This is a genomic window from Streptomyces sp. NPDC049879 (assembly GCF_044461265.1).
Taxonomy (GTDB): domain Bacteria; phylum Actinomycetota; class Actinomycetes; order Streptomycetales; family Streptomycetaceae; genus Streptomyces.
Window position 1 is genome coordinate 174,753 of sequence record NZ_JBITKT010000006.1, and the last position, 13,489, is coordinate 188,241.

Below are 13,489 nucleotides of genomic sequence, written 5' to 3' on the forward strand. Positions count from 1 at the left end.
GGCCGCTGCGGGCGTCGTCCGTCGTCCAGGACGAGGGGCTCAGTGGTCCGTGCGTGTCAGGTCGCGCAGCACCTCGCGGGCGGCGCGCGTGCCGGAGGCCATGGCGCCCTGGACCGAGCCCGTTGCCCGGTGGTCGCCGCATACGAAGCGGTGGCGGCCGATGTCGGCGGGGCTGGGGCGGCTGAGCGGCTGGGGTGGCGGCATCGCGGGGAGGGCGCCGGGGACTTCGCGGGTGGTCACGGGGTCCCAGCGTGTGGTGTCCGTGCCGTAGATCTCGGCGAGCACGGGCAGCAGGTCACTCCCCCGGCCCGGGTGATCCGTGCCGAGCACGGACGTGGCGACGAGGGCGGTGCCTGGCGGGGCGTAGCCGGGCACGGCGTCGCTGAGCACGCACGTGTTGAGGATGCGGAGGCGGGTGTCGGTGAGCAGGACGGGCTCGGACACCGGGGAGCGTTCTGCCGCGTGGTAGTACGTGGTGACGGTGCGGCCGGGTGGGACCGGGAGGCCGGGGAGGAGGTACCCGGCGGTGGCGGGGTCGGTGGCGACGACGACGGCGCGCGCGGGGAGTTCACGGCCGTCCGCCGTCAGCACGCCGCCCTCGGTGAGGCGGGCCACCGGGTGTCCGAGCCGCACGGTCCCCGGCGGCAGCGCGTCGGCGAGCCGGCGGGGGACGGCGCCGATGCCTTCGTCCGGCAGGCAGAGCGTGCCGCGCAGCATGCTGCGCCAGACGAGGTGGAAGACGCGGCTGGACGTGGCCAGTTCGTCCTCCAGGAAGACACCCGCGAGGAACGGGCGGAAGAACGTCTCGGTGAACGCGTCGGTGAATCCGGCGGCGGACAGCGCGGCGCGCGTGGTCCGTTCCGGCGCGGTCTTGAGGCGGTGGGCGGGCAGCAGCGCGTCGGCGGCGCCGAGGCGGGCGAGGGCCAGCAGGTCGCGGGCGCTCGCGGTCCTGCCGGGGAGGAGGGCGGCGGCCCGGCGGGGGTCGCGGGTCGGGTCGGCGAGCCGCAGGCGGCCGTGGCCGGTGTGGATCAGCACACCGCGCGTGAACGGGCGCAGCCGCAGGGCGGGCAGGCTGAGGCGTCGGCGCACCTGGGGATAGGCGGTGTTGAACACCTGGAAGCCCCGGTCGATCGTGAAGCCGTCGTAGCGGTCGCTGCGCATCCGGCCGCCCACGCCGTCCGACGACTCCAGGACGGCGACGCGCAGTCCGGCGCGCGTCAGGTCGAGGGCGCAGACGAGTCCGGCGATCCCGGCGCCGACGACCAGGACGTCGGGCACCGCGCGCTCTGCGGGCATGGGGGACCACCTTCCGCCTCGGGCCCCCGCGGTCTCCCATCCTGCACGTGGCGGGTGCCGCGGGTGCCGTGCGCCGCGCCGGGGTTCAGCGGGCCGCGCCGAAGGTGCGGCGGTAGGCGCCGGGGGTGGTGCCGAGGGCGGCCCTGAAGCGGCGGCGCAGGTTGACCGCCGAGGCGAGGCCGACGCGGGTGGCGACGGCCTCGACGGGGAGGTCGGTCTCCTCCAGCAGTGCCCGTGCGGCGGCGATGCGCTGGGCGAGGAGCCACTGCCCCGGGCTGGTGCCGAGCTGTTCGGTGAACCGGCGGGCGAGGGTGCGGGGGGACAGCCCGGCGCGTTCGGCGAGGCCGGCGAGGGTCAGCCGCGTGCCGAGCCGGGCCGTCGCCCACTCCAGCAGCGGGGCCAGGGACTCGTCGGGCCGCTCGGGGGCGGGCTGCACGGCGTACTGGAGCTGGCTGCCCTCGCGGTGCGGCGGGAGGACCATGCTGCGGGCGATCTGGGCGGCGTACGCGGCGCCGTGGTCGGAGCGCACGAGGTGCAGGCACAGGTCGATGCCCGCGCCGCTCCCCGCGCTGGTGGCGACGTCGCCGTGGTCGACGTACAGCACGTCGGCGTCCACGCGTACGGCGGGGAAGGCGGCGGCGAGCTGGGCCGTGCGGCGCCAGTGGGTGGTGGCGCGGCGGCCGTCGAGCAGCCCGGCCTGGGCGAGGACGAACGCGCCCGTGCAGATGGAGACGATCCGCGCGCCGCGCCGGTGCGCCGCGCGCAGGGCGGCGAGGAGGGCAGGGGGGACGGGGGCGCCCGTGGGCTGCCAGCCGGGGATCAGCACGGTGTCCGCCTCCTCCAGGGCGGCCGGGCCGTCCTCGACGAGCATCGGGTAGCCGGCGGTGGTGGGGAGGGCGCCGGGGTGCTCGGTGCAGACGCGGAAGTCGTAGTGCGCCGGAAGGTCGGGCCTGGGGGTGCCGAAGACCTCGGAGGCGCAGGCCAGTTCGAACGGGGACTGCGGTGCGTTGAGGAGGGCCACGACGCGGTGGGGCTGCATGGCATGAATGTACCTGGGGATGTCTGTCTGGACTCTCGGCCGGTGGGTGGCGTCCGGTCCACAGTGGCCTCATGAGCGAAAGCAACGGAACGGGCGGCCTGAAGACCGCCGTGCGGGTCGAGGACGTGGAGCCGGTCGACGTGGCGCCCGGCATCGTGCGGCGCGGGCTGCCGCGCACGGAGTACGCGACGGGCTGGCTGATCGACTTCGCGCCGGGGAGCGAGTGGCCGGACACGGACGAGCACGCGACCGAGGAGCGGTACTACGTGCTGAGCGGGGAGGTGATCGAGGGCGAGGAGCGGCACGGGGCGGGGACGTACGTGGTCTTCGCGCCGGGCAGCAGCCACCGGCCGCGGACGGAGACGGGCGCGCGGATGCTCGGCTTCACGGTGCTGAGCGCCTGAACGGAAACGTTTCGGCCCGTCGCACCGCCCCGGGGAGGCGGTGCGACGGGCCGAGTCGTTCGTCCCTCTCCCGACCCCGTGTCGACAAACGTTGCGACATTCCGGCCTGTTCATCGCGTCGAGAAGGTGAGGGCGTCACCACCGGGGAGGCGCGGAGGGCGGGAGCAGAAGTGAGAGGGATCAGGCCGCGGCCGGCATGGCCAAGGCGCGAGGGGACGGGGGACGTCGGGGCGCCCCGCCGACGCGGACATCACCGATGCAACATTCCGTCGTTGCCGACGCATCTCTATAAGTGCAAGGGCAGTCCGATCGCATCGGAGGGGGCGCCATGAGGCGGCGCGACGACGACAGGTTCTACGAGTTCGCTGTCGGCAACAGCAGCAGGCTCTACCGGGCGGCCTGTCTGCTGACGACGGGTGACACCCATCTCGCCGAGGACCTCGTGCAGGAGGCGCTCGGCCGGATGTACACCGTGTGGCACCGGCGCAAGTCCATCGACAACCCGTCGGCGTACGCGCAGACCGTCCTGGCCCGGTGCTACCTGGGCCACGCCAGACTCCGGAGCAGCACCGAAGAGCCCATAGTCGAGCTGCCCGACCGGGCGGTGGACGCCACCGACTCGCCCCTCCGCGTCACCCTGCTGCGCGCACTGGCCGCGCTCTCCCCCAAAGACCGCACGGTGCTGGTCCTCCGCTTCTGGGAGGACCGCAGCATCGAGCAGACCGCCGAGGCCATGCGCACGAGTTCCAGCGCCGTCAGGACCCGTACCAGCCGGGCGCTGGCCCGGCTCCGGGTGGAGCTGGGCACCTCCGATCTCGCCGAACTCGCCGCTCTCTGAGGACCGCTGGAAGGAACAGTCATGAACCACGACAGGGATCACAGCGCCGAAGGGGCCGAGGAGACGGAGTTGGAGCGGCAGGTGGCGACGCTGCTGCGTGAAGCCGGAGCACCGTTCACCACGGACCCGGGCCCGCTCGCCGACAGCGGTCTGCGGTACGGCCGTGCGCGGCAGCGCCGCCGCCGGGCCGCGACCGCCACGGCGGGGCTCGCGGTGGCGGCCGTCGGCGTCGCCGCCGCAATCGGCGTCACCGTCTCGGGGGGCGGGCCGCCGGACGAGGACACCCCCGCGCCGCCCGCCGACACGGTCATCGAGGACGGGCAGGGGATGATCGACACGCTGACCGGACTGCTGCCCGAGGGCGTCCGAGTGCGCAGCGCGTCAGCCGAGGGACCGAACATGACAGCCTCTCCCTACGCCACCCTGACGGTCTACAACGGCGACGCCGGGCCGCAGGTCCTGACCGTGCGGCTCACCCAGTGGTACACCTCCGACTGGGCCGCGGAGGCGGGCTGCCGCGGGGTGAGGGGCGCATGCATGACCTGGGAACGCCCGGACGGTTCGATCGTCTCCGATCTCACCTGGGCCGAGACGGACGCGGGCGAGCACGCCGACCCGGCCGATCCGCCTCACCCCGACACGGAGGCATGGCTGGAGGGCGAGACCTCCTGGGGTGACGAGAACCCGGGGATGTGGCAGCTGGCCGTCTCGGTGACGGGTACCGGGTCAACCCTGGAGGGCAGGCGGCTGAGTGAGGAGCTCGGGATCATCGCCGAGGCACCCGTGTGGGACGACCTGCGGAAGACCGTGGACGAGCGGTGGGCCCCGAGGGCGGACACGGACAGGACGACCGGCGAAGACGACGAGGACACGTCGGCCGACATGGCGGTGGCCCCCGACCGCGTCCGCAGCACCTTCCGGGAGCTGGCACCCTCGGGTTCCGAGATCCGCGACCTTCCGCTGGAGGGAGACGGCAGCGTCGCCTTCCATGTCGGTCCTGAGGACGGACCGTCGCGGGTCGGGGTCCACCTCTCACCGCCCGGCACCGGCGACCCCTCCGCGTCGGCTTGGACAGGCTGCGAGACAAACGGGCTCCTCGACAACGGCTCGACGGTGTACTACTGCGAGACGGAAGGAACCGTCGAGGCGGCCGGAGGAAAGGGCGGGGCGGGGCAAGTGCCGTTCACCGTGATGGTCACGGTGCTCTACCCGGACGATGCCGAGCTGCGTATCCACGCGCAGGCGGCTCCCGGAGACACCGAACTCGCCGGGCTGACCCCGGAGGACATGACGGAGATCGCCGAGGCGGACGAGTGGCACGCGTTGTTCGAGTGAGCGGCGACCGGTGACCGCCGATTGACAAAAGGACGCGCCCCCGGCCTGGGTGGGCCGGGGGCGCGTCGGGGGAAGGCAGGGGTCAGGCGGTGGCCACGGCCTCGAAGCGGTCGGGGTGCGCCGCCTCGCCGCGGAAGTCGCGGTTGACCAGGCCGGTGCACTTCTCCGCGTAGAGGGCGTGGCGGCCGTCCTCCGGCCGCGCGGCCCACGCGACCTCGCAGTCCCGGAGCGTCACGTCGTGGACGTTCTCCAGGTGGAAGCCGTCCGTGGGCAGTTCGGGGAAGTTCTCGGCGCGGCGGGGCCGCAGGTCGGCGTGGCCGCCGGGCCAGCGGGACCAGCGGTCGATCTCCACGCGCACGCCGTCGAAGACCAGGCCCTCGATCGTGCCGGGGTCCTCGGCGCGGACGAGGACGCCGTTCTCCGAGCGGCACAGGATGTTGCGGAAGCGGATGTTGCGGATGGTGCCGCAGTTGTCCGTCCACGGGATGCCCATGATGGCGATCGGCTCGCCCCGGCCCCACCAGCCGGAGTGGAAGAAGCGGGTCTCCACGATGATGTCGCTGAAGAGGATGTTCTCCATGTCGCCGCCCTCGCCGTTGCGGACGGCCAGGCCGCGCGCGCTCTGGCGGACGACGCAGGAGGAGAACACCACGTTGCGGATCGCGGTCTGGTTCTCGACGCCGACGATCAGCGCGCTGGACGTCGTGGTGATGGTGCAGCCGGTCACCGTCACGTCCTCGCAGACGGGGACGCGGTCGGTGACGGCGCCGGTGTGCTCCAGGCAGGTCTTGAGGCAGATCGCGTCGTCACCGGCGACGATGTCGCAGTCGCTGATGCGGACGCGGCGGCAGCAGTCGAGGTCGATCGCGTCGCTGTTGGGCGTCTTCAGGTCGTTGTGGATGCGGATGCCGTGGATCAGCACGTCGTCGCACAGCGACAGGCGGAGCGTCCACACGGCGCCGTCCACGATCCGGATGTCGCGGAACGTGACGTTGCGGCAGTCGCGGAAGTAGACGGTGAACGGGCGGCGCTGGTCCATCGTGTAGATGAAGCCGTTGTCGCCGGTGACGAAGTGGCGGCCCGCGCCGTCGATGGTGCCGCCGCCGGTGACGGATATGTTCTCGGCGCCCTCCGCGTTCAGCAGCACGGTCGTCTGCTCGGCGCCCCACTGGGTGTTCCCGTCGTTGAGGACGACACCGCCGAAGAAGACCGAGTAGTCCGCGAAGTCGGGGCTTCCGGCGAGGGTCGCGCCGTTCTCGATGTGGAAGTCCACGTGCGAGCGGAGCGTCACGGTCCCGGTGCGGAACGTCCGCCCGGCCGGGAGGACGACCCGGCCGCCCCCGGCCGTGGCGCAGGCGTCGATGGCGGCCTGGACGGCAGCCGTGTCATCGGCCGCGCCGTCCCCCACAGCGCCGTAATCGATCACGTTGTACAACTTCACCAGCTCCTGGTCATGGACGGACGTGTCCGGATCTCGTCGCCGCGGCACGCATGCGCGCGCTCCGCCGCCTGACCCCCACTGGTATACCGTTCCACCTCGCCTGGGACAAGGGGTCTTCCGACTTTGCAAGTTCTCTACCAGCAGTTTTCCCGAACCCGTTGACGCGCCCGTAACACGAACCTACGATCCGCTAAATCGTTCCACCAAGGTTCGCAAGGAGGCATCGGTGCGTCGACGGACCATGCTCGCGGGTGCGGTTTCAGCCGCGCTGGCCCCGCTTCTGACCGGCTGCGGGGCCCTCGACCCGGGTGACGACGACCCCGACACCCTCGTCGTCCACAGCAACATCACGGCCGGTTCGGCGGGCGCCGCCGCGTACGGCACCATCCGCGAGGCCTTCGAGTCGGCCAACCCGGGAGCGCACGTCAAGGACGTGATCAGCGGCGGCACCGACCTCATCAACGTCTACGAGACGGCACGCCTGGCCCACAAGGAGGCCGACGTCGTCCTGATCAACCTCGCCGAGAAGTCCCTCGCCTGGACCGAGCTGGGCGCCACCGTCCCCGTGGGCCGCTACATGGACCGCTGGGGCCTCGCCGACCGGGTGCTGCCGCAGGCGCTGCGGGAGTGGACCGACGCCGAGGGGCGCGTCTCCGGCTTCCCGTGGACCGGCTTCGCCTGGCCCGTCGCGTACAACACGGCCCTGCTCGAAGCCGCCGGGATCGGGGACGTCCCCCGCACCGCGGACGAACTGGTCGCCGCCGCCGACGCCGTACGCGCCAAGGGGCTCGACGGCCTGGTCAGCATCGGCGGCAACGACTGGTCGGGCCAGAAGCTGCTGATGCAGATCATGCAGTGCTTCCTGCCGCCCGACCGGGCCGAAGCCCTGTTCACCGGTGCGGGGTTCGCCGACGACGAGGACGCGCTGCGCGGCCTCGCGCACTTCGCCGAGCTGCGCGACGCGGGCGTCTTCCGCGACGGCGCGCAGGGCCTCAACGCCGACTCGATGAACACCGACTTCTACACCGGCCGCGCCCCCGTCGTCTCGATGATCTCCGGCTCCCTCGCCGCCGTCCCCGCCGAGGTGGCGGACGTGACGGTCCTCGGCGGCTGGCCCCAGCCGGGCGGCGGCGTCTACGACCGCCCCACCGCGCTGCGCGGCTACACGTCCACCGGCATCTGGATCAGCCCCAACGGCCGCAAGAAGATCGGGCTCGTCGAGAAGTTCGTGCGCCACCTGTACAGCGAGGAGTCGGCCGGCACGTACCTGCGCCGGGCCGGGCAGGTCATGGCGCTGCGCGGCGCCGGGGACAGCCCCGACTTCCCGCTCGTCTCGGCGTCGGCCGTGCTGACCGACGACGACGTGTCCTGGGCCGTGATGCCCGACCTGTTCGTCCCCGCCGCCGTCTCCCAGCCGCTGATCCGCGCCACCAGCGTCGCGTTCACGCCGGGCACCGGCGCGGAGGCCATCGCCCGCGCGCTGGACACCGCCTACCGCAGCTGACCCCCGCCGCCCGTCCGTCCCCGGCCGTCCCAGCGGCGGCCCCCTCATCCGAAAGGGCACCCCGGATGGTGCACGACACGACGCAACCGGCCGCAGGGAGCGGGCCCGGCGTCCACACGGCCCTCTCCCCCGGCTCTCCCCGCGGGCCACGCCCCGCCACCCGCCGCGACCGGCGGCGCGGCTCGCCCGTGACGCTCTTCGCCGTACCGGCCCTCGTCTGGTACCTGCTGTTCCTGCTCGGCCCGCTCGTGGCGATGTTCTACATCAGCGGGCTGCATTGGCCCGGCATGCTCGCGCCCCGCTCCTGGACGGGCTGGGACAACTTCTCGACGGTCCTCGGGGACGACCTGTTCTGGGACGCGGTGCGCAACAGCGCCGTCCAGATAGGCGTCGTCCTGCCGATCATGATCGTCACCGCGTTCATGACCGGGTACTACCTGACGCTCAGGCCGCGCGGCCACCGGCTGCTGCGCATCATCCTGTTCACCCCGGCGCTGATCTCCGCGTCCGCCAAGGCGATGGTCGCGTACAGCATCCTGGCGCCCAACGGCCTGCTCAACGGCGTCCTGGGCGACATCGGCCTCGACTCGGCCACCCGCGCCTGGCTCGCCGACACCGACACGGCGCTCGCCTGCATCATGGCCATCGACCTGTGGAACGGCATCGGCTTCACCGCCGTCCTGTTCGCCGCGCGCCTCGGCAGCGTCCCCGGGGAGATCTACGAGGCGGCCGAGCTGGACGGCACCGGGCACTGGCGCCGCATGTGGCGCATCGCGTTCCCCATCACCAAGGACTACGTGGGCGTCACGACGATGCTCCAGTTCCTGTGGATCCTCTTCTCCTCCGCGCAGAACGTCCTGCTCCTCACCCAGGGCGGCCCGGGGAACGCCACGACGAACCTGTCGTTCCTCGTCTACACCAAGGCGTTCGTCCAGTCCGACCTCGGCTACAGCCAGGCCGCCGGCGTCCTGCTCTTCCTCGCCGGGCTGCTCGGCATGCTCGCCATCCGCCGCCTGTTCCGGCAGAACTACTGACCGCCCGGGAGCCGACATGTCCCTCACCAAGCACACGACGAACCGCGCGCCGCGCGGGGACCGGCGGCGGACGCGGCGGGGTGGCCGCCTCGGCGGCTGGCTGTGGGCCCTGAGCCACACCCTGGTGTGGCTGTACGCCCTGGCGCTGGTCCTGCCGCTGTACTACCTGGTGATCTCCTCGTTCAAGAAGACCACCGACATCTTCGACCATCCGCTGGTCCCGCCCCTCGACCCGGTGTGGCACTACTTCGGTGACGCCATCCACTACGCGCGGCTCGACCTCGCGCTCATCAACTCGGCGCTGGTGACGGGCAGCGCGCTCGTCCTGACGCTGCTGCTCGCGGCTCCCGCCGCGTTCGCCCTGGCGCGCAGCCAGGGGCGGGCGGCGCGGCTGATGGAGCGGATCTTCGGACTCGGCTTCCTGGTGCCGACGTTCGCCGCGCTGGTGCCGACGTTCCTGATGGCCGCGTACACGGGGCTGTTCCACACGCGGACGTTCGTCATCCTGCTGCTGCCCGCCGGGGCGCTGCCGCTGTCGGTGATCCTGCTGACGCAGTTCATGCGGACGGTGCCGGGCGAGCTGGAGGAGAGCGCGCGGGTGGACGGCGCCGGTACGTGGACGGTGCTGTGGCGGGTGTTCGTGCCGGTCGCCATGCCGGGCATCGCGACCGTGCTGCTGCTCAACTTCCTCAGTTTCTGGAACGAATACCTGTACTCGCTGGTCATCATCGGCCCCGACACCAGCCAGCGCACGGTGCAGGTCGCCCTGCCGACCCTCCAGGCCAACCAGGCGACGGAGTACGGCATCCTCATGGCGGGCACGGCCGTCACCCTCATCCCCGTCTATATCGTGTACGTGGTCCTCCAGCGGAGGATGGAACAGGCGCTGATCAGCGGCGCCGTGAAGATGTGACACCACCCGGGGCACGGCGGCCCGGCGGTCCACCGAGCGGGGAACAGGAGACATGGCACAGGCTTCGGAGAGCGGGACGGCCGTGGGACGCGCGGCCGGGCGGCGGCGCGGCCAGCCCACCATCCTCGACGTGGCCGCGCTCGCGGGCGTCTCCAAGTCGGCGGTGTCGAAGGTCTTCAACAACCGGTCGGGCATCTCGGAGGCCACGCGGGACCGCATCCTCGACGCGGCGGAGAAGCTCGGCTGGTCGCCCAGCGCCACGGCGACGGCGCTGCGCGGCGAACGGTCGCACGCCGTGGGGCTGATCATCCCGCGCGAGGTGGACCTGCTCGGCGCCGACCCGTTCTTCGCCGAGACGGTCGCCGGTCTTGAGGAGGAGCTAGGCCCGGCCGGGTACGCGCTGCGGCTCCATCTCGCGGGCCTGGACGCGGCGCAGGAGGCGGAGCTGTACGAACGGCTCGCGCGCGAGCGGCGCGTGGACGCGTTCCTCCTCACCGAGAACCGGATCGTCGACCAGCGGCACGAACTGCTGCGGCGGCTGCGGACACCCGGGCTGCTGCTGGGGCGCCCGACACCGGGGCAGCGCCTGGAGAGCGTGCACGCGGCCGGGCTCGACGAGGCGTTCTCCGCCGCGCTCGACCACCTGCTCGGCCTCGGGCACCGGCGGATCGCGTTCGTGACAGGCCCGGAGAACAGCGCGCACGCCCAACTGCGCGTGCAGCGGCTGGAGGCGCACCTCGCGGCGCACGGGCTGCGGCCGTACGCGGTGATACCCACCGATCTGACCGCCGAGGCGGCGGCCGACGCGACGGCGGGGCTGCTGGCGGCGGACGACGGCGGGCCGACCGGTGTGGCGTACATGAACGACGCGATGGCGCTCACCGGCATCGCGACCGCGCAGCGCGCGGGCCTCACCGTGCCCCGCGACCTGTCCGTCATCGGGCACGACGACCATCCGCTCGGCCGCTGGCTGCACCCGCGCCTCACGACGGTGCGGCAGGACGCGCGCGCGGTCAGCAGGGTCGCGGCACTGCGGCTGCTGTCGCTGCTCGGGGCGCACGCGGGTCCGGTCCCCGAGCCGCCCGCCGCCGACCTGGTGGTCCGCGAATCGACCGGCCCGGCGCGGCGTTGACCCGTGTACGCTGTCCGGCCGTGCTTTCCCGGCGAGTCGGCCACGTCTCTTTCTCCGTGGTCAACTCTTCACCAAAAGTAGCTAAAACCATCACAAGATGATGCCCTTTTCGACGGCTGGGTAACGAACAGCATCCGCACAGAAGGCAGGCCATACGCTCCCCTCACAGCACACTTGTTCAAGGGGAATCCATGCGCAGCTCCATACGTCTCGCCCTGCCCGCCCTCGTCGCGGCGACGGCCCTGACCCTCACCGCCTGTGGCGGCGACGACGACGCCGACTCGGGCAACAACAACGCCGGGGACTCGCAGGAGTCGAACGGCGCCACCGAGGAGGAGAGCGAGGCCCCGGCCGAGGAGACCCCCGCCGAGGAGACCGCCAGCGAGGAGCCCGCGGCCGAGGAGGGCACCGTCCCGGAGATCGACGACCTGCGCGGCGACTGGTACGTGGACACGCAGGACCAGGACAACTCGCACAACCTCACGTTCTACGGCGCCGAGGAGATCATCTTCATCGAGGACATGACCGCCGAGGGCGACATGTGCAGCGCCGGCACGTACGCCGACGGCGCCCTCTCGGTGACCGACTGCATGCTCGGCGACGACCGGTCGGCCGAGCTGCGGCTCGCCGACGACGGCACCCTCAACGTGACCTGGGACAGCGGCGAGAGCGAGTCGTACACGAACACCGTCCCGGGCGGCGCGGGCTTTACCGAGGACATCTACGAGCAGTTCCTCGGGCAGCTGGACGAGTTCACCGCCGGTCTCGGCGGCTGACCCTCCCGGACTCCCGCCGCTCCCGGGCCTCACGACGGCCCGGGCACGCGAGCCCCGTGGCCCGCACCGACCCGCACTCCGCGGGGCCGGTGCGGGCCACCGCTCGTTCCACCCCCGCCGACCGCGCCGACGCCCCGCCCACCGCGCCACGCTCCACACACCCCGCAGCAACATGCCACTCCCCCCACGCCGTTCCGATCCGTCCCGCGGTGCCGCCCGGGACCGCCCGATGACCGCCCCGGACCGACCGCTCACATAGAGTGACACACGGCACTGACAATCGCGCCTGCCACCGGAGCACGCCCCCTCCACGACGCGCCTCCGCCGCACGTCCCCGAACGGTCCCCACACCCGGCCCACAGCGCCCCGCAGCACCGTTCCCGCTGCTCAGCGAGGCGGCGTACCACCATGTGGGCAGCGCCTTGTCGGACTTGGACCGGGATGCGAACATACGAGCCATGAAGCGGGCCTCGTTCCTGACGCACAGGCGAGTGGTGGATCACATGCTGATCACCACCACTCTCTGTAGCGCGCGCTGAGCCTTTTCTCCGCTCGGCCCCCCTTCTCCGCTCGAACTCGCCTTCTCCGCTCGCCGTCGCGCGAGCCCGTCACCGCGCCGTCCGGCTGAGCGGGCGCTCCCCCGCCCCACCGCCGACCTCCGTCCGCCGACCCCGAGTCGGCGGTCCCCGGCGCGCGTTCCGCGCATCCCCCGTGCCGCACACCTGCCGTACGCGTGCCGCAGAGCCGCCGCACGCCGTGCCTCGCCGCCCGCACCCCTGACTTCACCGTGACCGCCGCCCCCGTCCCGCCTGCCCGCATGCCCCGGCGCAGGCGCGGTCCGGGGTACCCGAAGGGTTCCGCCATGCCCCCAAGTCCCCCGCAGAGCACGCAGATTCCCGAACCCCCGCCCGTCACCACCGCCCCCGCCGTCGCCGCGCCGGCCCGCACCGAGCCCCGCCCGCCCGGACCGCCGCGCCGCCGCACGTCGCGCCGCACCGGCGCCGCCCTGCTCCGCAGGCTGCGGCGGGTCAGCGGCCTGATCGGCGTCCTCCTCCTGTGGTGGCTCGGCACGGCGCAGGGCTGGCTCGGCTCCACCACCCCGTCACCCGGCGCCGTGTGGGACGCCGGAGTCGAGCTGGTCAGGTCGGGCGAGTACGGCCACCACCTGGGCGTCTCCCTCGAACGGGTCGCGCGCGGCCTCGCCATCGGCATCCCGCTCGGCGTGCTGCTCGGCCTGCTCGCCGGGCTGACGCGCTCGGTCGAGGACGTCATCGACGCGCCGATCCAGGCGTTCAGGATGCTGCCGCACCTGGCGCTGGCACCGGTGTTCATCATCTGGTTCGGCATCGGCGAGACATCGAAGACGATGCTGATCCTCATCGGCCCGATCTTCCCGCTCTACATCAACGTGCTGCACGGCATCCGCGGCGTGGACAACAGGCTGGTGGAGGCGGCCCGTTCGTGCGGCCTCGGCCGGTGGGGGCTGACGCGGCGCGTCATCCTGCCCGGCGCGCTGCCGCAGATCTTCGTCGGCCTGCGCCAGGCGCTCGGCATCGGCTGGCTGACCCTCGTCGTCGCGGAGCAGACGGCGACGACGTCCGGCATCGGCTACCTGATGACCGACGCCCGCGAATTCCTGCGCACGGACGTCATGTTCGTCGTCCTCGTGACGTACGCGCTGCTCGGCGTGCTGTCCGACCTGCTGGTCAGGCTGCTGGAACGGCGGGCCCTGGCCTGGCGCCGCGGCTTCACCGGCACCTGAGCCCCTCTCCACCAC

12 protein-coding genes are annotated in these 13,489 nt (G+C 72.6%); 9 read left to right on the forward strand and 3 right to left on the reverse strand.

What is annotated here, in order from left to right:
- Nucleotides 1–39: 39 nt before the first annotated feature.
- Together ACIBPC_RS21515 and ACIBPC_RS21520 are read right to left on the reverse strand one after the other, a co-directional pair.
- A complete protein-coding gene (locus tag ACIBPC_RS21515; protein ID WP_398846774.1) occupies nucleotides 40–1,296 on the reverse strand; it encodes an NAD(P)/FAD-dependent oxidoreductase in 1,257 nt (418 codons plus the stop codon).
- Nucleotides 1,297–1,381: 85 nt separating this feature from the next.
- Complete coding sequence (locus ACIBPC_RS21520) at nucleotides 1,382–2,335, reverse strand: helix-turn-helix domain-containing protein (RefSeq protein ID WP_362968295.1); 954 nt, start codon at nucleotides 2,333–2,335, stop codon at nucleotides 1,382–1,384.
- Nucleotides 2,336–2,406: 71 nt separating this feature from the next.
- Here ACIBPC_RS21520 and ACIBPC_RS21525 point away from each other — a divergent pair, with 71 nt between their 5' ends.
- From ACIBPC_RS21525 to ACIBPC_RS21535, 3 genes are all read left to right on the forward strand, one after another.
- Nucleotides 2,407–2,739 (forward strand): cupin domain-containing protein, encoded by a 333-nt coding sequence (locus tag ACIBPC_RS21525; protein ID WP_398846776.1) that lies wholly within the window; start codon nucleotides 2,407–2,409, stop codon nucleotides 2,737–2,739.
- A 328-nt stretch (nucleotides 2,740–3,067) separates the two neighbouring features.
- Nucleotides 3,068–3,577 carry a SigE family RNA polymerase sigma factor gene (locus tag ACIBPC_RS21530; RefSeq protein ID WP_398846778.1) on the forward strand — a complete coding sequence of 170 codons (510 nt, stop codon included), beginning with the start codon at nucleotides 3,068–3,070 and terminating at the stop codon, nucleotides 3,575–3,577.
- A 21-nt stretch (nucleotides 3,578–3,598) separates the two neighbouring features.
- Nucleotides 3,599–4,912 carry a hypothetical protein gene (locus ACIBPC_RS21535; RefSeq protein ID WP_398846780.1) on the forward strand — a complete coding sequence of 438 codons (1,314 nt, stop codon included), beginning with the start codon at nucleotides 3,599–3,601 and terminating at the stop codon, nucleotides 4,910–4,912.
- A gap of 82 nt (nucleotides 4,913–4,994) precedes the next feature.
- Here ACIBPC_RS21535 and ACIBPC_RS21540 read toward each other — a convergent pair whose 3' ends face one another.
- Nucleotides 4,995–6,353: a glycoside hydrolase family 28 protein gene (locus tag ACIBPC_RS21540; protein WP_398846781.1), complete on the reverse strand. Its 1,359-nt coding sequence runs from the start codon at nucleotides 6,351–6,353 to the stop codon at nucleotides 4,995–4,997.
- 226 nt (nucleotides 6,354–6,579) lie between these two features.
- On the opposite strand from ACIBPC_RS21540, the gene ACIBPC_RS21545 reads away from it, so the two are divergent.
- The 6 genes from ACIBPC_RS21545 to ACIBPC_RS21570 all read left to right on the forward strand — a co-directional run bounded on the left by ACIBPC_RS21545 (nucleotide 6,580) and on the right by ACIBPC_RS21570 (nucleotide 13,474).
- Nucleotides 6,580–7,857, forward strand: a complete 1,278-nt coding sequence (locus ACIBPC_RS21545; protein WP_362968642.1) for an ABC transporter substrate-binding protein — start codon at nucleotides 6,580–6,582, stop codon at nucleotides 7,855–7,857.
- A 65-nt stretch (nucleotides 7,858–7,922) separates the two neighbouring features.
- Nucleotides 7,923–8,891: a sugar ABC transporter permease gene (locus ACIBPC_RS21550; RefSeq protein WP_362968641.1), complete on the forward strand. Its 969-nt coding sequence runs from the start codon at nucleotides 7,923–7,925 to the stop codon at nucleotides 8,889–8,891.
- A 16-nt stretch (nucleotides 8,892–8,907) separates the two neighbouring features.
- Nucleotides 8,908–9,804 (forward strand): carbohydrate ABC transporter permease, encoded by an 897-nt coding sequence (locus tag ACIBPC_RS21555; protein WP_362968640.1) that lies wholly within the window; start codon nucleotides 8,908–8,910, stop codon nucleotides 9,802–9,804.
- 52 nt (nucleotides 9,805–9,856) lie between these two features.
- Nucleotides 9,857–10,936 carry a LacI family DNA-binding transcriptional regulator gene (locus ACIBPC_RS21560; protein ID WP_398846783.1) on the forward strand — a complete coding sequence of 360 codons (1,080 nt, stop codon included), beginning with the start codon at nucleotides 9,857–9,859 and terminating at the stop codon, nucleotides 10,934–10,936.
- 191 nt (nucleotides 10,937–11,127) lie between these two features.
- Complete coding sequence (locus ACIBPC_RS21565) at nucleotides 11,128–11,712, forward strand: hypothetical protein (RefSeq protein WP_398846785.1); 585 nt, start codon at nucleotides 11,128–11,130, stop codon at nucleotides 11,710–11,712.
- Between the two features lie 862 nt (nucleotides 11,713–12,574).
- A complete protein-coding gene (locus tag ACIBPC_RS21570) occupies nucleotides 12,575–13,474 on the forward strand; it encodes an ABC transporter permease (protein WP_398846787.1) in 900 nt (299 codons plus the stop codon).
- The last annotated feature ends 15 nt before the right edge of the window (nucleotides 13,475–13,489 follow it).